We start from the raw sequence: 17,816 nt of genomic DNA, 5'->3' as shown, positions 1-17,816 counted from the left end.
AGCACCGCAGGACCCCACAACCAGCAGTCAGTGCAAGGAGGCACTCGTGAGAACGCGCAAGCTCGCAACGATGGTGGCCGGTGTCGCGACCGTCGCGCTGCTCGCCACCGCCTGCTCGGGTGGCGGCGGCACGTCCGACGACAGCACCGGCGGTGACGGTGCCGTCCTGACGGTCGGCATGCCGAACGGCCCGCAGAACGAGAACCAGAGCCCGCTGATCCCGACGGGCTCGGCGGCGAAGTCGCTCGGCTACGCGTGGGTGATCTACGAGTCGCTCATGCAGGTCAACGACGTGAACCCGCTCGAGGACCCGGAGCCATGGCTCGCGGAGTCGGTCGAGTGGAACGACGACTACACGGCCGCGACGATCACCCCGCGCGACGGCGTGAAGTGGTCGGACGGCGAGGACTTCACGGCGGACGACGTCGCGTTCACGCTGCAGCTGCTCATCGACTACCCGGCGATCAACAACAACTTCCCCGACCAGATCGACAAGGTCGAGAACGCCGACGGCAAGGTGACGATCACGTTCACCGAGTCCCAGTACGTCAACCAGGTCAAGCTGCTGCAGCAGGTCATCGTCCCCGAGCACCTCTGGAAGGACCAGGACCCGACGACGTTCACGGACACCGAGCCCGTCGGCACCGGCCCGTACCTGCTCGACACCTGGACGCCGCAGGCCGCGACGCTCGTCCCGAACCCCGACTACTGGGGCGGCGAGCCGAAGGTCGCCAAGCTGCAGTACTCGTCGTACAACGACAACAACGCGCTCACGACGGCCCTCACGACCGGTGAGGCGCAGTGGGGCTGGACGTTCATCGCGGACTACGAGGACGTCTTCATCGCCAAGGACCCCGACCACCACCACCAGGTCGCGGGCGGCGGCTTCGGCTCCGACATCCTCTTCCTCAACAACGAGACGAAGCCGTTCAACGACGTCGCGTTCCGCAAGGCGCTCAACCTCGTCGTCGACCGGGCGCAGATCTCCGAGCTCGCGGGATCGGGCGTGTGGCCCGTCATCGACTCGGTGACCGGCATGCCGATGCCGTCGGGCGAGCAGTACCTCGCGCCCGAGTTCAAGGGCGACGAGCTGACGGTCGACGTCGACGAGGCGAAGCAGATCCTCACGGACGCCGGCTACACGTGGAACGGGTCCGACAAGCTCGTCGACCCGGACGGCGAGGTCGTGACGTTCGAGCTCGTGAACCCCGCGGGCTGGAACGACTACCTGACCGCGCTCGACCTCATCAAGACGGGTGCCGCGCAGCTCGGCGTCGACGCCACGGTCAACGCCGCGAACCAGGACGCCTGGTTCAACGACATCATCCCGTTCGGCAACTTCCAGGCGACGCTGCACTGGACCGACGGCGGCGCGACCCCGTGGAACATGTACGCCAACCTCATGGACGGCAACTCGTACGTGCCGCTCGGCGAGACCGCGACGTGGAACTTCGGCCGGTACAAGAACGACGCCGTCACGCAGGCCCTGGCCGACTTCAAGGGTGCGTCCGACGACGCCGCGCGGCAGACCGCGATCGAGACGATCCAGAAGGCGTACGTCGAGGACGTGCCCGGCCTGGTCATCTGGTCGCGCCCGGCCGTCGCGCAGTACTCGACGAAGAACTACACCGGCTTCCCGACGGCCGACGACCTGTACGCGAACCCGCAGCCGACGGGTCCGCAGGCCGCCCGGATCGTCATGAACCTGGAGCCGACGCAGGACTGACCCACCCGGTCCCCGGGGCGGCGGACTCCTCGCCGTCGCCCCGGGGCCACCCCTCGTCGACCCTCCACCAGCCGACAGGTGAGCTCCATGACCTTCCCCGCCTCACCGGACGCGCCCGCCGCGTCCGAGGCCGCCCCCGACACCCCCGTCCTGCAGGCCGTCGACCTGCGCAAGCACTTCGTGACCGGCTCCTTCCGCCGTCGCGCGCTCGTGCACGCGGTCGACGACGTGAACCTCGCGCTGCACCGCGGCCGCGTCGTCGCGCTCGTCGGCGAGTCCGGCTCCGGCAAGTCGACGATCGCGCGGCTGCTGTCGCAGCTCACGCCCGCGACGAGCGGGCAGATCCTGCTGCACGGGTCCGACGCGACCGCGCGCAGCCGCCGCGCGTTCCGCCGCTACGTGCGGCGCGTCCAGATGATCTTCCAGGACCCGTTCGGGTCCCTGAACCCGGTGCACACCGTGCGCTACACGCTGACCCGCAGCGTCCGGATCCACCAGGGGAAGCTCCGCGGCGCGGACCTCGAGGACGCCCTGACGACGCTGCTCGAGCGCGTGCAGCTCACCCCCGTCGAGCGGTACGTCGACAAGTTCCCGCACGAGCTGTCGGGCGGGCAGCGGCAGCGCGTCGCGATCGCCCGCGCGCTCGCGGCGGACCCCGAGGTGCTGCTGGCCGACGAGCCGATCTCGATGCTCGACGTGTCGATCCGCCTCGGCATCCTCAACCTGCTGCGCGACCTGCGCGACCGCCTGCAGATCGCGATCCTCTACATCACGCACGACATCGCGTCGGCCCGGTACTTCGCCGACCGGACGATGGTCATGTACGCCGGGCGGATCGTCGAGACCGGCGACTCCGAGTCGGTGACGCAGGACCCGAAGCACCCGTACACGCAGCTGCTGGTGCGGTCCGCGCCCGACCCCGACGACCTCGACGCGCGCGCCCGGGGTGCCCGCGGCGAGGCGCCGTCGCTCGTCCGCCCGCCGACCGGGTGCCGGTTCAACCCGCGCTGCCCGTTCGCCGTCGACCTGTGCCGCACCGAGGTGCCGCCGCTGCTCGCCGTCGGCGAGAGGCGCGAGGCCGCGTGCTGGGGGTACTCCGACCGGCCCGACAGCCCGCGGCTCGGCGACGTGCTCGACGCGTACGGGGAGCGTCCGGCGATCGACGTCGACCTGCTGCACGCGTCCGACGACGAGACCGCCGTCGAGACCGTCGCCGTCGACACACTGAAGGAGGGCGACCGGTGAGGTTCTTCGTCCGCCGCGGCATCTTCTACGTCGTCACCGCCTGGGCCGCGGTGACCATCAACTTCATCATCCCGAGACTCATGCCCGGCGACCCCGTCAAGGCGATCATGGCGAAGAGCCAGGGCCGTCTGGACTCGTCCGCCGAGGCCGCGATCCGCACGCTCTTCGGCCTCGACGAGCAGAAGTCGGTGTGGCAGCAGTACCTCGACTACTGGAACCTGCTGCTGCACGGGAACCTCGGCGTCTCGTTCACCTACTACCCGACGCCCGTCGCGGAGATGATCCAGCAGACGCTGCCGTGGACGGTCGGCCTGGTCGGCGTCGCGACGGTGATCGCGTTCGTCGTCGGGACCCTGCTCGGCACGGGCATCGGCTGGCGGCGCGGCACGTGGGCCGACTCGCTGCTGCCGATCTCGACGTTCTTCTCCGCGGTCCCGTACTTCTGGCTCGGGCTCGTCGTCATCGCGATCTTCTCGGTGAACCTCGGCTGGTTCCCGTCGTCGGGCGCCTACGACCGCTCGATGGTGCCCGCGTTCACGCCCGAGTTCATCGGGTCCGTCCTCTACTACGGGACGCTCCCCGCGCTCACGATCGTCGTGTCGTCGATCGCCGGCTGGATCCTCGGCATGCGCAACATGATGGTGACCGTCTCGTCGGAGGACTACGTGACGGTCGCGCAGGCCAAGGGCCTGTCGGAGCGGGCGGTGATCTTCGGCTACGCCGCCCGCAACGCGGTGCTCCCGCAGATCTCGTCGTTCGCCCTGTCCCTCGGCTTCATCGTCGGCGGGACGCTCATCATGGAGATGGTCTTCTCCTACCCGGGCATCGGCTTCCTGCTCTACAACGCGACGACCAACCACGACTACACGCTCATGCAGGGCTGCTTCCTCGTGATCACACTGTCCGTGCTGGTCGCGAACATCGTCGCGGACTTCGTCTACGCCGCGCTCGACCCGCGCACCCGGCAGGAGGGCTGACATGGCCGTCGAGACTTCGGTCCTCACCGACACGCAGGACGTCGCGACCGACGCGACCGCACCCGTCGCGGGCAAGCGCAAGCTGCTGTTCCTGCGCAACGGCAAGGCGATCACGGGCCTGGCGATCCTCGGGTTCTTCGCGGTGCTCGCCGTGATCGGCGAGTGGATCGCGCCCTACGACCCGAGCGCCGTGAGCCCCGACATCCTGCAGCCGCCGTCGGGCGCGCACTGGTTCGGCACGACGCACCTCGGGCAGGACATCCTGTCGCAGGTGCTCGTCGGGACCCGCGGCGTGCTCGTCGTCGGGCTCGTCGCGGGCGTGCTCGCGACGGTGATCGGCGTCCTCATCGGCGTGACCGCGGGGTTCGTCGGGGGAGCGGGCGACGAGACGCTGTCCGCGCTGTCGAACATCTTCCTGGTGATCCCGCAGCTGCCCCTCATCATCCTCATCGCGGGGCAGCTCCCGTCCGCGGGCGGGCTCACCGTCGCCGCCGTCATCGCGGTCACCGGCTGGGCGTGGGGCGCACGCGTCCTGCGCGCCCAGACGCTGTCCCTGCGCAAGCGCGACTTCGTCGAGGCCGCGCGCGCCAACGGCGAGCGGACCTGGCGCATCGTGCTCGCGGAGATCCTGCCCAACCTCACGGCGATCATCGCCGCCGGGTTCGTCGGCACCGTGACGTTCGCGGTCCTGTCGCAGATCACGCTCGCGTTCATCGGCGTCACGTCGGTGTCCGAGTGGAACTGGGGGACCATCCTGTTCTGGGCGCAGGGCAACCTCGCGCTCCAGCGCGGCGCGTGGTGGTGGTTCGTGCCCGCGGGCCTGTGCATCGCCCTGCTCGGCATGGCGCTCACGCTCATCAACTTCGGCATCGACGAGTTCGTCAACCCGCGCCTGCGCTCGACGGGCCTGCACGCCCGCACGCTGCGCAAGCGCGGCATCCGCCCGCGCATCGGCTTCACGCCGGTCGTGCACGAGGCCAAGGAGGACCGGTCGTGAGCGCGCAACCTGTCGAGCGGCGGGTCCCGGCGGCGGATCCCGTCCTGGAGATCCGCAACCTGTCCGTCGACTACGGCTACGACGAGAACCCCGTCCACGTGCTGCGCCAGGCGTCGCTGACCCTCAACCGCGGCGAGGTCCTCGGACTGGCGGGCGAGTCCGGCTGCGGCAAGTCGACGCTCGCGTACGCCGCGACCCGGCTGCTCCCGCCGCCCGGACTCATCACCGGCGGCGAGGTGCTGTTCCACGGCCGCGACGGCTCGACCGCGGACATCCTGTCGATGTCCGACGCCGAGCTCCGCGCGTCCCGCTGGCAGGACCTCGCGATCGTCTTCCAGGGCGCGATGAACTCGCTCAACCCCGTGTTCCGGGTCGGGCGGCAGATCGCCGACGCGATCCGCGCGCACCGGCCGGGCGTCTCGCAGAAGGAGGCCCTGGAGCGCGCGGCCGACCTCCTCGACATGGTCGGCATCTCGCCCGACCGGCTGCGTGCCTACCCGCACCAGCTCTCGGGCGGCATGCGGCAGCGCGTCATGATCGCGATGGCGCTCGCCCTGGACCCGCAGGTCCTCATCATGGACGAGCCCACCACGGCGCTCGACGTCGTCATGCAGCGGCAGATCGTCGAGCAGATCGCCCAGCTCCGCGACCGCCTCGGGTTCTCGGTCATCTTCATCACGCACGACGTGTCCCTGCTCATCGAGATCGCCGACCGCATCGCGATCATGTACGCCGGCGAGATCGTCGAGGACGCCACCGCGCAGGACGTCTACCGCCGCCCTCGCCACCCGTACTCCAACGGGCTGCTGCACTCCTTCCCGCCGCTGCGCGGCCCGCGCCGCGAGCTCGGCGGCATCCCCGGCTCCCCGCCGGACCTCGCGCGGCTGCCCTCCGGCTGCCCGTTCCGCGCGCGCTGCCCGTTCGTGTTCGACGCGTGCGCGCACGTCCAGCCCGAGCTCGTCGCGCCCGCGGTCCCCGGCGACGACCCGCGCCGGACCGTCGCGTGCCTGCGCCACGACCCGGCCCGCGTCGAGGCCGCGGGCTTCACCCCCGTCCCCGTCCCCCCGGAGCTCGCCCTGCGCTGAGCCCTCACCCGCCCGCTCGCGCGCCCGGCTCGCGCTGCGCGAGCCGTCACCCGCCCGACGCCCTCGGGCCCGGTCCGCGACCGTCGTCCGTCGACGCCGGTCGCCCTCGATCCACCGCTCCGTCCCGGGAGCACTGTGGGCGGTCGCGTCCCTCCGGTCGCGACACCCGGGACGGAGCGGTGCTCCGCGTCCGCCCCGGTCGCCGCTCCTGACAGCCGCCGAGCACAACATCACGCGCGCATCGGACCGGTCAGACGCGCGTGATGTTGCGCTCGACGACGCGGCGACGCGGCGACGGCGGCGACGCGCCGACCCGCAACGTGCGGGACTTCCGCGGCCTCGGCATCGAGGTCGTCGACCCGTGGTCGTGAGGGGCGGAGCGCGACCCGGTCATGGCGACCGGTCAGCGGCCCGTACCGGTCACCATGACGGGGTCGCGCCCGGGTCGTCCGGAGGAGTGGGCGGGGCGAGGCGGGTCGCGCGGGTGTCGAGGTAGCGGCGTTCCGGAAGGCTCGTCGTGAGGCGGGCGGCACGGTGGTAGGCGTCGACGGCGGCCGGCACGTCGCCCGCCCGCTCCAGGAGGTGGGCGCGGACCGCCCAGAGGCGGTGGTGGTCGGCCGTGCGCGGGTCGTCGTCGAGGGGGCGGAGCAGGTCGAGCCCGGCGCGCGGGCCGGACACCATCGCGACCGCCACGGCCCGGTTGAGGGTCACCATCGGGCCGGGCGCGACATGGTGGAGCAGCCGGTAGAGGGCCGCGACCTGCGGCCAGTCGGTGTCGGCGGCCGTCGCGGCCTCGGCGTGCACGGCGGCGATCGCGGCCTGCAGCAGGTACGGCCCTGCGGGGTGCACGGCGAGGGCGGCCGTCACGAGCGCCACCCCGGCGTCGATCTGCGACCTGTCCCACCGCGACCGGTCCTGCTCGGCGAGCGGCACGAGCATGCCGTCCGCCCCGACTCGGGCCGCGCGGTGCGCGTCGGTGAGCAGCATGAGCGCGAGCAGGCCGGTCGTCTCGCCGTCGTCGGGCAGCAGCGCGTGCAGCAGACGCGTCAGCCGGATCGCCTCCGACGTGAGGTCGACGCGCACGAGCTCGGACCCGCCCGACGCGGTGTACCCCTCGGTGAAGACGAGGTACAGCACCTCCCGGACGGCCGCCACACGCGCGGGCCGCTCGGCCGCCGAGGGCAGCGTGAACGGCTCGCCGCGCACGGTCCGCTTGGCGCGGCTGATCCGCTGCGCCATCGTCGCCTCGGGGACGAGGTGCGCGGCCGCGATCTCGGCCGTCGTGAGACCACCGACGGCCCGGAGGGTCAGCGCGACCTGCGACGCGGGCGTCAGCGCGGGGTGGCAGCACAGGAACAGGAGCGTGAGCGTGTCGTCGTGCGACGGCGGCTCGTCGTCCGGGCCCGGAGCCGTGCGCCGCGCTGCCGGGTCCCGGGCGACGGCCGCCTCCCGGACCCGGCGTGCGGAGTCGGACCGCCACGCGTCGGTGAGCCGCCGCCGCGCGACCGTCGTGAGCCAGGCCCGCGGGTCGGCGGGCACGCCCTCGACGGGCCACTGCGTCGCGGCGGCGAGCAGTGCCTCCTGCACGGCGTCCTCGCACGCGTCGAACTGCCCGTGCCGTCGGACGAGCGCCGCGAGCACGTGCGGCCCGGCCTCCCGCAGCACGTCCTCGACCCGCACCGCCGACGCGGACGAGCCCGCCGACGCGGACGAGCCCGTCGACGCGGACGAGCCCTCCGACGCGGACGAGTCCTCCGACGCGGACGGGGACGCCGGTGCAGGAGGCGCCGTCACATCTCCTCGCCGGACCCCGTCATGACCGCGCGCAGCTCGATCGCCCCGCCGAACCGCGTGTCGGGCCAGCGGGCGGCGATCTCCTCGGCGCGCTCGTGCGTCTCGACGTCGATCGCGACGTAGCCGGCGAACTGCTCCTTGCTCTCGACGAACGGCCCGTCGGTGAGCGTCGTGCGGCCGTCGACGAGCCGCGTGGTGCGCGCGGCGGACGGGTCGGCCAGCGCCTCACCGCCGACGAGCTCGCCGCGCTCGGTGAGCTCGTCCATGATCGAGCCGACCTCGGTGAACAGCGTGGTGCGCTCCGCCTCCGAGAGCTCGTCGGTGAAGCCGGGCCGGTTCCAGATGAGCAGCATGTACTTCACGGGTCTGTCCTTCCGTCGGTCGACCGACCCGGGCGGGTGGTCCGTCTTCTGGTCGGAACCGACCGGCGGATCTCGACACCGTCGCCGTGTCGAGATCGTGGCCCCTGCTCCGACCACCCGACGACAGCATCCCGACACGACCAGGAGGACGCCATGACCCGGACCGGCAGGCTGCGCGTGCACACGATGTCGATGAGCCTCGACGGCTTCGTCGCAGGCCCCGACCAGTCGCTCGACGAGCCGCTGGGCGTGGGGGCGATGGAGCTGCTGCACGGCTGGATGTTCGGCACGCGGCGGTTCCAGGACCTCGACGAGGCCGAGGGGCGCGCGCCCGCGGACCCGCTCGACGACGAGGCCGTGGACGCGGGGTTCGAGGGGATCGGCTCCTGGATCCTGGGCCGCAACATGTTCGGCCCGATCCGCGGCGACTGGGGCGACGGGTCGTGGCGCGGCTGGTGGGGCGAGGACCCGCCGTACCACTGCGACGTGTTCGTCCTCACGCACCACCCGCGCCCGCCGCTGGAGATGGCGGGCGGCACGACGTTCCACTTCGTGACCGACGGCATCCACGCGGCGCTCGACCGCGCGCGCGAGGCCGCGGGCGGGCTCGACGTGCGCCTCGGCGGGGGAGCGGCGACCGTCCGGCAGTACCTGCGGGCGCACCTCGTCGACGACCTGCGCTACGCCGTCGTCCCGGTCCTGCTGGGCCGCGGGGAGCGGCTGTTCGAGGACCTCGCGGACCTCCCGGCGGCGTACCGCGTGGCGTCGGTGCGGCAGTCGTCGAGCGTCATCCACGTGCACGTCGAGCGGGCCGTCTGACCCGGAGCCGCGCGCACCGCGGCCGCGCTCAAGTCGCCCGGCCGGCGGGCCGATGCCGGTGGCATGCCCTCGCTCGTCCGCACCGGCGCACGCGCGGCCGGCACCCTCGCCGACGACCCGACGGGCGCGCTGCTGGACCTGGCGCTCGTCCTCTCGCTGCTCGCGGGAGTGGCCGTCGTGCTGCACGTGGCGCGCGTCCTGTGGTGGCGCGAGCGCACGCTGCGCCGTCTGGTCCGTGACTTCCCCGAGCAGGCCGACGACCTGCGCCGGGCGTTCCGGTCCGCACCGCTGTGGGGTCCGTCGACGCCGGCACCCGCGGACCCGTACGTGCGCGCGCACGAGGTCGCGGTCGCACCGCTCGGCGACGGCCGACCGGGCTGGTCGCTGCGGGCTCCCGGCCCGAACGCCGGTGGCGGCGACATCGGCCCGGACGGCTCGCGCCAGGACGCGCGCGTCACCCTGACCGCGGGGGTGCACCTGCTCGTGGTGTGCCTCGGGCGCGTGGGGTCGCGCTGGCGTGAGCACGAGGTGCTGCCCGCGGCGGCCCGTGCCGAGCGGTTCGCGACGCAGCCGCCCGACGGCTGGCGTGCCCTCGGACCGGTCGACCGGGTCGACTCGCCGCTCGGCACCGGGTGGCGCGTCACGGCGAGCGCGGGCGGGCCGTCGGTGCTCACCGACACGCACGTCGACCGGGACGGCTGGGCGTTCGTCGTCGGCGTGCTGTCGTCGTCGTGGCACGCACGGGCCGTCGAGGCGCTCGACGGCATCCTGGCGACGTGGGTGTGGCACGACGACGCACCGGCGTCACCCGTACCGGGCGTGCCGCGCACACCGCCCACCGCGGGCGACCCCGGGGCACCGGCCGTCGGGACCGCACCGCACGACCGGCACTGACGCGAGCGAGGTCCCCAGCCGCTCCGTGGCTCGCATCCAGCCGGGTCACAGGTCGCGGCGGTCGGATGGTCGTCGACGCAGTCCCGACCGCGACGGAGGGCACGATGACCGGCACCGACGAGCAGACGACCTGGCTGACGGCGAACGTGCGACCCGCGGGGTCGTTCGGGCGCGGTGACGTGGGGCGCCTGCGGGCGCTGCTCGACGCGCTGTCGGCGTGCGCGTCGCTCGTCGTGCTGGACCTGCAGGCGATGTCACTGCGCAGCGGCCGGGCCGCGGAGGCGATCGACGACGCCGCGGCGGCGCTCGAGCGTCGGGGCGGCTGCCTGCTGTGCATCAACGCGGACGACGAGAACCGTCGCCGGCTGGAGGCGTGCCGGCACGCGGTGGTCGTCGCAGCGGGGGAGCCGGTGCCGGTGGGCTGACGGGCGTCGTGTGCAGGTCGTGTGACGAGCGCCCCACGACCCGACGACGACGGAACGGCGTGCCGCGACGTGACCTACCGTGTGGTGGTGAGCAGCGCCCCCGTGACCCGACCGACCCCGGTCGTCCCGTCGCGCTCGCCGGACGGGCGCGCGGGCGTCGTCGTGGCGTGCTTCGCCGTCGCGGTGGCGAGCGTCGTGGGCGTGTGGGCGCTGTGGAAGGTCTTCGTCACGACCACGTCCGGTCAGGTGGTCGAGCTCGCCGCGCTGCGCGGGGCGGAGTACGGCCAGACGCAGCTGTGGCGGGTCGCGGAGCGCGTGCTCGACGTCGTGTCCGTGGGGTTCATCGCGGCGGTGATCCTCGGCGCGATGGCGATCGCGGTGCTGCGCCGCCGGTGGGAGCTCGCGGTGCAGGTCGCGGTCCTCATGATCGGTGCCAACGTCACGACCCGGCTGCTCAAGCTCGAGGTGTTCTACCGGCCGGACCTGGGCGTCGCGGAGAGCTACGGCAACACGCTGCCGAGCGGGCACACGACGGCGGCGGCCTCCGTGTCGGTCGCGCTGCTGCTCGTCGTCCCGCCGCGCGTGCGTCCGTGGGCCGCCGTCGCGGGTGCCGGCTACACGACGGTCACCGGCGTCTCGACCCTCATCGGCCAGTGGCACCGCCCGTCGGACGTCGTCGCCGGGGTGCTCGTCGTGCTGGCGTGGGGGGCGGTGGCGTGCGCGATGGTCGCCCTGACGCCCGGTCGGACCGGGACGTCGACGGGGGCTCTCCGCCGCGTCGACGGCGGGACGGCCGCCGGGCGCCGGTCGCTGCGCGCGGTCGTCGGCAGCCTGCTCGTCGGCGGGGCCGTCGCGGGCGTCGTGGCCGTCTGGTCGTTGTCGTACACGTGGCGCCACGTCGACGCGGTACCCTCGCGCGCCGACGAGGTCCTCGCCTACGCCGGCGGGGCCACGGGGGTGCTGGCCGCCGCGTGCGTCGCGTTCGCGCTGCTGCTCGTGCTGCGGCAGGCCGCGGCATCCAGGTTGCCGGAGAGTTGACGGCACGACGTAGAGTCCCCAGCGGTGAGGTTCGCACGGGCCGGTGTGGCTCGTGGACTCGGTAGGAAGGCCTGACGGATGTCTGCAGGGCGCAAGCTCGTGATCGTGGAGTCGCCGGCGAAGGCGCGCACGATCGCCGGGTACCTCGGCGAGGGGTACGACGTCGAGGCGAGCGTCGGGCACATCCGCGACCTCCCGCAGCCGTCCGAGCTGCCCGCCGACATGAAGAAGGGCCCGTTCGGCAAGTTCGCGGTCGACGTCGACAACGGCTTCGTCCCGTACTACGTGGTCGACCCGGACAAGCGGAAGAAGGTCAGCGAGCTCAAGAAGCTGCTGAAGGACTCCGACGAGCTCTACCTCGCGACCGACGAGGACCGCGAGGGCGAGGCCATCGCGTGGCACCTGCTGCAGGAGCTCAAGCCCAAGGTCCCCGTCAAGCGCATGGTGTTCCACGAGATCACGCGCGAGGCGATCCAGCGGGCGCTGCAGAGCACGCGTGACCTCGACGACCGCCTGGTCGACGCGCAGGAGACCCGCCGCATCCTCGACCGCCTGTACGGGTACGAGGTCAGCCCGGTGCTGTGGCGCAAGGTCCGGCAGGGCCTGTCCGCGGGGCGCGTGCAGTCGGTCGCGACGCGGCTCGTCGTCGAGCGCGAGCGCGAGCGCATGGCGTTCGTCGCCGCCGACTACTGGGACGTGACGGGCACGTTCGCCGTCGAGGACGCGACCCAGCCGCAGTTCTCCGCGCGCCTCACGGGTGTCGGCGGCCGGCGCGTGGCGTCGGGCCGGGACTTCGACGACCGCGGCCGCCTGCGCGGCGGCGACGTGGTGCACCTCGACGAGGCCGCGGCGCACGCGCTCGTCGCGGGCCTGGACGACGCGGCCTGGTCGGTCGCGAGCCTCGAGACCAAGCCGTACACGCGCCGCCCCGCCGCGCCGTTCACGACGTCGACGCTCCAGCAGGAGGCGTCCCGCAAGCTCCGCATGTCGTCGCGGCAGACGATGCGCACCGCGCAGACGCTGTACGAGAACGGCTACATCACCTACATGCGGACCGACTCGCCCGCGCTGTCGTCGCAGGCGATCGACGCGGCGCGCCGGCAGGCGTCCGAGCTGTACGGCCCGGAGTACGTGCCGGACGCGGCGCGCGTCTACACGTCGAAGGCGAAGGGCGCGCAGGAGGCGCACGAGGCGATCCGCCCCGCGGGCGACCACTTCCGCACGCCCGCCCAGGTCGCGCGCGAGCTCACCGGCGACCAGTTCCGCCTGTACGAGCTCATCTGGAAGCGGACCGTGGCGTCCCAGATGGCCGACGCGCGCGGGCAGACGGCGTCGGTCCGGATCGCGGCGACGGCGACGCCCACGGCGGGCACGTCGGTCGGCGACGCCCCGGTCGAGACGGTGTTCTCGGCGTCCGGCACCGTGATCACCTTCCGCGGCTTCCTCGCCGCGTACGAGGAGGGCCGTGACGTCTCCCGCTACGAGGACGACGCCGCGGAGGGCGCCTCGGGCGAGAAGGGCGAGTCGCGCCTGCCGACGATGGCCGAGGGCGACCCGCTGACCGCGCGCGACCTCGCCGCCGACGGCCACCGCACGTCCCCGCCGCCGCGCTACACCGAGGCGTCGCTCGTGAAGGCGCTGGAGGAGCGCGGGATCGGGCGCCCGTCGACGTACGCGGCGACGATCTCCGTCATCCTCGACCGCGGCTACGTGACGTCCCGCGGGCAGGCGCTCGTGCCGTCGTGGCTCGCGTTCGCCGTGACGCGCCTGCTCGAGGAGAACTTCGACCGCCTGGTCGACTACGACTTCACGGCCTCGATGGAGGAGGACCTCGACCTCATCGCGTCGGGCGAGAAGGCGCGCAGCGACTGGCTCGCGCAGTTCTACTTCGGCGACCCGGCGCTGCCCGGCGAGGGCGAAGGTCTGCGCGACCTCGTCGCGAACCTCGGTGAGATCGACGCGCGCGAGGTCAACTCGATCGAGATCGGCGACGGGCTCACGCTGCGCGTCGGCCGGTACGGCCCGTACCTCGAGGACGCGAACGTCCTCGGCGAGGACGGCAACCCGCGTCGCGCGTCGGTCCCCGACGACCTGGCCCCCGACGAGCTCACGGTCGAGAAGGCGCGCGAGCTCATGGAGACGCAGCCCGAGGGTGACCTGGTGCTCGGCGAGGACCCGTCGACGGGCACGACGATCGTCGCGAAGAACGGCCGCTACGGCCCGTACGTGACCGAGCTGCTGCCCGAGCCCGAGCTCGACCCGTCGCTGTCGGCCGCCGCACGCAAGAAGGCCCTGGCTGCCGCGCCGAAGCCGCGCACGGCGTCGCTGTTCAAGTCGATGTCGCTCCAGACCGTGACGCTCGACGACGCGCTCAAGCTGCTGTCGCTGCCCCGCGTCGTCGGCGTCGACCCCGAGTCGGGCGCCGAGATCACGGCCCAGAACGGCCGCTACGGCCCGTACCTCAAGAAGGGCACCGACTCGCGGACGCTCGCGTCCGAGGAGGCGTTGTTCACGACGACGCTCGAGGAGGCGCTCGCGATCTACGCGCAGCCCAAGCGTGGCCGTGGTGCGACCGCGGCGCCGCCGCTGCGTGAGCTCGGCGACGACCCGACCTCGGGCAAGCCGATCGTCGTCAAGGACGGCCGCTTCGGTGCGTACGTCACCGACGGCGAGACGAACCGCACGCTCCCGCGCGACGTCACGCCCGAGTCGATCACGCCCGAGCAGGCCGTCGAGCTGCTCGCCGAGAAGCGCGCGCAGGCTCCGGCGAAGAAGAAGGCGCCCGCCCGCCGCACGACCACCCGCGCGAAGGCCGCGACCAAGAAGTAGCCGCGCGCCAGGTGGGCGGGCCCCGACCAGGACCCGTCCACCTCGTCGCGCTAGGTTGTCGGCCATGGCTCGCACCGAGGACCCCCGTACCGCACCGCCGATCCGCTGGGGCATCCTCGGCGCCGGCGGCATCGCCGCCGCGTTCGCCGACGCCGTCCGGGAGCACACGCGCGCGCAGCTCGTCGCCGTCGGCTCGCGCAACCGGGACCGCGCCGAGCGGTTCGCCACGGCGCACGGCATCCCCACGACGCACGTCGGCTACCGCCAGCTCGTGGAGGACCCGCAGGTCGACGCGATCTACGTCGCGACGCCGCACTCCGAGCACCGCGAGCACGCGCTCCTCGCGATCCGCGCCGGCAAGCACGTGCTCGTCGAGAAGTCGTTCACGCGCAACGTCGCCGAGGCGCAGGAGGTCTTCGCGGCCGCGCGCGAGGCCGGCGTCTTCGTCATGGAGGCGATGTGGACGCGGTTCCTGCCGCACGTCGCCGCGCTGCACCAGGTGATCGACGCGGGCGAGATCGGCGAGATCGTCAACCTGTCCGCCGACCACGGGCAGGCGTTCACGTTCGACCCCGCCAGCCGCCTGTTCGCGCCCGAGCTCGCGGGCGGTGCGCTGCTGGACCTCGGCGTCTACCCGGTGTCGTTCGCGCACGACTTCCTCGGCGTCCCCGACGCGGTGCACGCGGTCGGCGCGCTGACGGAGACGCGCGTCGACGGTCAGGTCTCGATCGTCCTGTCCTACGGCGACCGCGCGCAGGCCACCCTCTCGACGACGCTGTGGTCGCGCACCCCCACGGTCGCGCTCATCAGCGGCACCGAGGGCCACATCCACGTCGCGGGCTCGTTCTACACGCCGACGTCGTTCCGCGTGCAGCGCACCGACGGGCGCGTGTGGACGTTCGACCAGCCGGGCACCAAGGGCCTGCAGTTCGAGGCCGCCGAGGTCGCGCGCCGCGTCGCCGCCGGCGACGTCGAGAGCCCGCGCCTGACGTGGGACGACACGCTCGCGGTGATGACGACGATGGACGAGGTCCGGCGGCAGGTCGGGGTCGTGTACCCCGGCGAGTGACCGCCGGCGCGGTGGGGGCGCGCGTCGGTCGTGGGTGGCCGCGGCTACCCTGACGCAGTGACTTCTGCTGCGGGCCTGTTCGTGTCGTTCGAGGGCGGCGACGGCGCCGGCAAGTCGACGCAGGCCCGGCTGCTCGCCGAGCGGCTGCGCGCGCAGGGTCGTGAGGTCGTGCTGACGCGTGAGCCCGGCGGGACGGCGCTCGGCCAGACGCTGCGGGACGCGGTGCTGCACGGCGAGCACGTCGACGCCCGCACGGAGGCGCTGCTGTACGCGACGGACCGCGCGCACCACGTCGCGTCGCTCGTGCGGCCGGCGCTGGAGCGCGGGGCCGTGGTCGTCACCGACCGCTACCTCGACTCGTCCGTCGCCTACCAGGGCACGGGCCGCGAGCTCGGCGCCGACGAGGTCGAGAACCTGTCCCTGTGGGCGACGCGCGGCCTGCTGCCCGCGCTCACCGTGCTGCTCGACCTCGACCCCGACGTCGGCCGTGCGCGCCTGACCAGCGCACCCGACCGGCTGGAGAGCGAGGGCGACGACTTCCACCGCCGCACGCGGCTCGCGTTCCTCGACCGCGCGACGGCCGACCCCGACCGCTGGCTCGTGCTCGACGCGACGCGCCCCGCCGACGCGCTCGCCGCGGTGATCGGTGACCGTGTCGAGGAGCTGCTCGCGGCGGCGGGCGAGCAGTCGGCCGGCGACGTCGTCGAACAGGGCACGGCCGTCCCTTCCGCCGGCGAGAGCGCGGTGTCGTCGTGAGCGTCTGGGACGACGTCGTCGGCCAGGAGCCGGCCGTCGACGTCCTGCGCACCGCGGTCGAGGACCCGTCGGCCATGACGCACGCGTGGCTGCTGACGGGCCCGCCCGGGTCCGGCCGCTCCAACGCGGCCCGCGCGTTCGCCGCCGCGCTGCAGTGCGTCGACGGCGGCTGCGGCCGCTGCCACGACTGCACGACGACGCTCGGCGGCACGCACCCCGACGTCACCTACGTCGCGACGGAGGGCGTCGTCATCCGGGCCGACACGGTCCGCCCGCTCGTGGAGCTCGCGCAGCGCTCGCCGTCGCAGGGGCGCTGGCGCGTCATCGTCGTCGAGGACGCCGACCGGCTGAACGACACGAGCGGCAACGCGCTGCTCAAGGCCATCGAGGAGCCGGCGGGTCGCACGGTGTGGGTGCTGTGCGCCCCGAGCCCGCAGGACGTGCTCGTGACGATCCGCTCGCGCAGCCGGTCCGTCGCGCTGCGCGTGCCGCCGGTCGACGCTGTCGCGGCGCTGCTCGTGTCGCGCGACGGGGTCGACCCGGCGGTCGCGGGGGTCGCCGCGCGTGCCGCGCAGAGCCACGTCGGCATCGCGCGCCGCCTCGCGCGCGACCCCGAGGCGCGCGCCCGCCGGTCCGCCGTGCTGGCGGTGGCCGCCAAGATCCGCGGGGTCGGCGACGCGGTGCTCGCGGCCGGCGAGCTCGTCGAGACCGCGCAGGCCGACGCGAAGGCCGCGACCGAGCACCGCGACGCCGCCGAGAAGGCCGAGCTGCTGCGGTCCCTGGGGGCGGAGGGTGCGACGACGCTGCCGCCCGCGCTGCGCTCGCAGGTCCGCCAGCTCGAGGAGGAGCAGAAGCGCCGGGCCACGCGCGCGCAGCGCGACGTGCTGGACCGCGCGATGGTCGACCTGCTGTCGCTCTACCGGGACGTGCTCGTCGTGCAGCTCGGTGCGGGGGGCGAGCTCGTCAACGTCGAGCACGCCGAGACGGTGCGCACGCTCGCCGGGCAGAGCACGCCCGAGCAGACGCTGCGCCGCATGGACGCCGTCGGGCAGGCGCGCACGCGCATCGCGGGGAACGTCGCACCGCTGCTCGCCGTCGAGGCGATGGCGATCGCGCTGCGACCGCAGGGCTGACGGGACGGGGCCGCGGCCGGACGCGCGGCGCAGGACGGCGGTCCCGGAGGGGCCGCTGGAGGCGAGAGGGGACGTCGTGGCGCTGCTCTACGCGGGGATCACGTCGCTCGACGGGTACACCGCCGACGCGACCGGGGCGTTCGACTGGGCGCGGCCCCCCGACGACGTGCACGCGTACGTCAACGACCTCGAACGCCCGGTCGGCACGTACCTGTACGGCCGGCGGATGTACGAGGTGATGCAGTTCTGGGAGACGGCGCACACCCTGCCCGACGCGCCCGACGTGATCCTCGACTACGCGGCCGTCTGGCAGGACACCGACAAGGTCGTCTACTCGACGACGCTCGACGCGGTGACGACCGCGCGCACGCGCCTGGAGCGCGCCTTCGACGCCGCGACGGTGCGCGCACTGGTCGAGGCGTCGCCGCGCGACGTGTCGATCGGCGGGCCAGGGCTCGCGGCGCACGCGCTGCGCGCAGGGCTCGTCGACGAGGTGCTGCTGTTCGTCGTCCCGGTCGCGGTGGGCGGCGGCACGCGGTTCCTGCCCGACGGCCTGCGTCTCGACCTGCGGCTCGTCGAGGAGCGCACCTTCTCGCAGGGAGTGGTCCATCTGCGGTACGCGCGGCGGGCATGAGCCGGGCCGCACAGGCGCGCCGACTACCGTAGG

General features: G+C 73.5%; 16 protein-coding genes. 14 read left to right on the top strand and 2 right to left on the bottom strand.

The window, feature by feature from the left end; translation table 11 throughout:
* The first annotated feature begins 46 nt into the window (after nt 1-46).
* The 5 genes from OOT42_RS17875 to OOT42_RS17855 all read left to right on the top strand — a co-directional run bounded on the left by OOT42_RS17875 (nt 47) and on the right by OOT42_RS17855 (nt 6,030).
* Nucleotides 47-1,726 carry an ABC transporter substrate-binding protein gene (locus tag OOT42_RS17875; RefSeq protein ID WP_273652495.1) on the top strand — a complete coding sequence of 560 codons (1,680 nt, stop codon included), beginning with the start codon at nt 47-49 and terminating at the stop codon, nt 1,724-1,726.
* Nucleotides 1,727-1,813: 87 nt separating this feature from the next.
* Nucleotides 1,814-2,971, top strand: coding sequence for an ABC transporter ATP-binding protein (locus tag OOT42_RS17870; RefSeq protein WP_273652494.1), 1,158 nt, complete (start codon nt 1,814-1,816; stop codon nt 2,969-2,971).
* Nucleotides 2,968-3,948: an ABC transporter permease gene (locus OOT42_RS17865; protein ID WP_273652493.1), complete on the top strand. Its 981-nt coding sequence runs from the start codon at nt 2,968-2,970 to the stop codon at nt 3,946-3,948. The genes OOT42_RS17870 and OOT42_RS17865 overlap by 4 nt, the downstream gene beginning before the upstream one ends.
* 1 nt (nt 3,949) lies before the next feature.
* On the top strand, nt 3,950-4,945 hold the full coding sequence (locus OOT42_RS17860) for an ABC transporter permease (protein ID WP_273652492.1): 996 nt from the start codon (nt 3,950-3,952) through the stop codon (nt 4,943-4,945).
* A complete protein-coding gene (locus OOT42_RS17855) occupies nt 4,942-6,030 on the top strand; it encodes an ABC transporter ATP-binding protein (protein ID WP_273652491.1) in 1,089 nt (362 codons plus the stop codon). Before OOT42_RS17860 ends, OOT42_RS17855 begins: the two co-directional genes overlap by 4 nt.
* Before the next feature lie 420 nt (nt 6,031-6,450).
* Here OOT42_RS17855 and OOT42_RS17850 read toward each other — a convergent pair whose 3' ends face one another.
* Complete coding sequence (locus OOT42_RS17850; protein ID WP_273654881.1) at nt 6,451-7,710, bottom strand: RNA polymerase sigma factor; 1,260 nt, start codon at nt 7,708-7,710, stop codon at nt 6,451-6,453.
* A gap of 110 nt (nt 7,711-7,820) precedes the next feature.
* The gene (locus tag OOT42_RS17845) at nt 7,821-8,177 is read right to left on the bottom strand and encodes a YciI family protein (RefSeq protein WP_273654880.1); all 357 of its coding nucleotides are present in this window, start codon (nt 8,175-8,177) and stop codon (nt 7,821-7,823) included.
* A gap of 162 nt (nt 8,178-8,339) precedes the next feature.
* Between OOT42_RS17845 and OOT42_RS17840 the strand changes: the two genes are divergently transcribed.
* The 9 genes from OOT42_RS17840 (at nt 8,340) to OOT42_RS17800 (ending at nt 17,783) form a co-directional block, all read left to right on the top strand.
* Entirely contained in the window at nt 8,340-9,005 is a 666-nt protein-coding gene (locus OOT42_RS17840; RefSeq protein ID WP_273652490.1) for a dihydrofolate reductase family protein, read from the top strand.
* Nucleotides 9,006-9,068: 63 nt separating this feature from the next.
* The gene (locus OOT42_RS17835; RefSeq protein WP_273652489.1) at nt 9,069-9,899 is read left to right on the top strand and encodes a hypothetical protein; all 831 of its coding nucleotides are present in this window, start codon (nt 9,069-9,071) and stop codon (nt 9,897-9,899) included.
* Between the two features lie 104 nt (nt 9,900-10,003).
* Nucleotides 10,004-10,324, top strand: a complete 321-nt coding sequence (locus tag OOT42_RS17830) for a hypothetical protein (RefSeq protein ID WP_273652488.1) — start codon at nt 10,004-10,006, stop codon at nt 10,322-10,324.
* 87 nt (nt 10,325-10,411) lie between these two features.
* Complete coding sequence (locus OOT42_RS17825) at nt 10,412-11,362, top strand: phosphatase PAP2 family protein (RefSeq protein ID WP_273652487.1); 951 nt, start codon at nt 10,412-10,414, stop codon at nt 11,360-11,362.
* Between the two features lie 78 nt (nt 11,363-11,440).
* Nucleotides 11,441-14,191 carry a type I DNA topoisomerase gene (gene topA / locus OOT42_RS17820; RefSeq protein WP_273652486.1) on the top strand — a complete coding sequence of 917 codons (2,751 nt, stop codon included), beginning with the start codon at nt 11,441-11,443 and terminating at the stop codon, nt 14,189-14,191.
* Nucleotides 14,192-14,255: 64 nt separating this feature from the next.
* On the top strand, nt 14,256-15,260 hold the full coding sequence (locus OOT42_RS17815; RefSeq protein ID WP_273652485.1) for a Gfo/Idh/MocA family protein: 1,005 nt from the start codon (nt 14,256-14,258) through the stop codon (nt 15,258-15,260).
* Nucleotides 15,261-15,317: 57 nt separating this feature from the next.
* Complete coding sequence (gene tmk, locus OOT42_RS17810; RefSeq protein WP_273652484.1) at nt 15,318-16,016, top strand: dTMP kinase; 699 nt, start codon at nt 15,318-15,320, stop codon at nt 16,014-16,016.
* Entirely contained in the window at nt 16,013-17,149 is a 1,137-nt protein-coding gene (locus OOT42_RS17805; protein ID WP_273652483.1) for a DNA polymerase III subunit delta', read from the top strand. Before tmk ends, OOT42_RS17805 begins: the two co-directional genes overlap by 4 nt.
* Before the next feature lie 76 nt (nt 17,150-17,225).
* Nucleotides 17,226-17,783 (top strand): dihydrofolate reductase family protein, encoded by a 558-nt coding sequence (locus OOT42_RS17800; RefSeq protein ID WP_273652482.1) that lies wholly within the window; start codon nt 17,226-17,228, stop codon nt 17,781-17,783.
* Nucleotides 17,784-17,816 lie beyond the last annotated feature (33 nt).

The sequence above is a fragment of the Cellulomonas fimi genome, assembly GCF_028583725.1.
GTDB classification, from domain to species: domain Bacteria; phylum Actinomycetota; class Actinomycetes; order Actinomycetales; family Cellulomonadaceae; genus Cellulomonas; species Cellulomonas fimi_B.
Note: the sequence above shows the minus strand (reverse complement) of the source record. Positions and strands in the feature narration are given on the sequence as shown.

Coding starts and splice junctions, on each gene's coding strand:
- OOT42_RS17835 (WP_273652489.1), top strand. CDS start 9,069: ATGCCCTCGCTCGTCCGCACCGGCGCACGCGCGGCCGGCACCCTCGCC.
- OOT42_RS17815 (WP_273652485.1), top strand. CDS start 14,256: ATGGCTCGCACCGAGGACCCCCGTACCGCACCGCCGATCCGCTGGGGC.
- OOT42_RS17840 (WP_273652490.1), top strand. CDS start 8,340: ATGACCCGGACCGGCAGGCTGCGCGTGCACACGATGTCGATGAGCCTC.
- OOT42_RS17845 (WP_273654880.1), bottom strand. CDS start 8,177: ATGCTGCTCATCTGGAACCGGCCCGGCTTCACCGACGAGCTCTCGGAG.
- topA (WP_273652486.1), top strand. CDS start 11,441: ATGTCTGCAGGGCGCAAGCTCGTGATCGTGGAGTCGCCGGCGAAGGCG.
- OOT42_RS17870 (WP_273652494.1), top strand. CDS start 1,814: ATGACCTTCCCCGCCTCACCGGACGCGCCCGCCGCGTCCGAGGCCGCC.
- OOT42_RS17830 (WP_273652488.1), top strand. CDS start 10,004: ATGACCGGCACCGACGAGCAGACGACCTGGCTGACGGCGAACGTGCGA.
- OOT42_RS17860 (WP_273652492.1), top strand. CDS start 3,950: ATGGCCGTCGAGACTTCGGTCCTCACCGACACGCAGGACGTCGCGACC.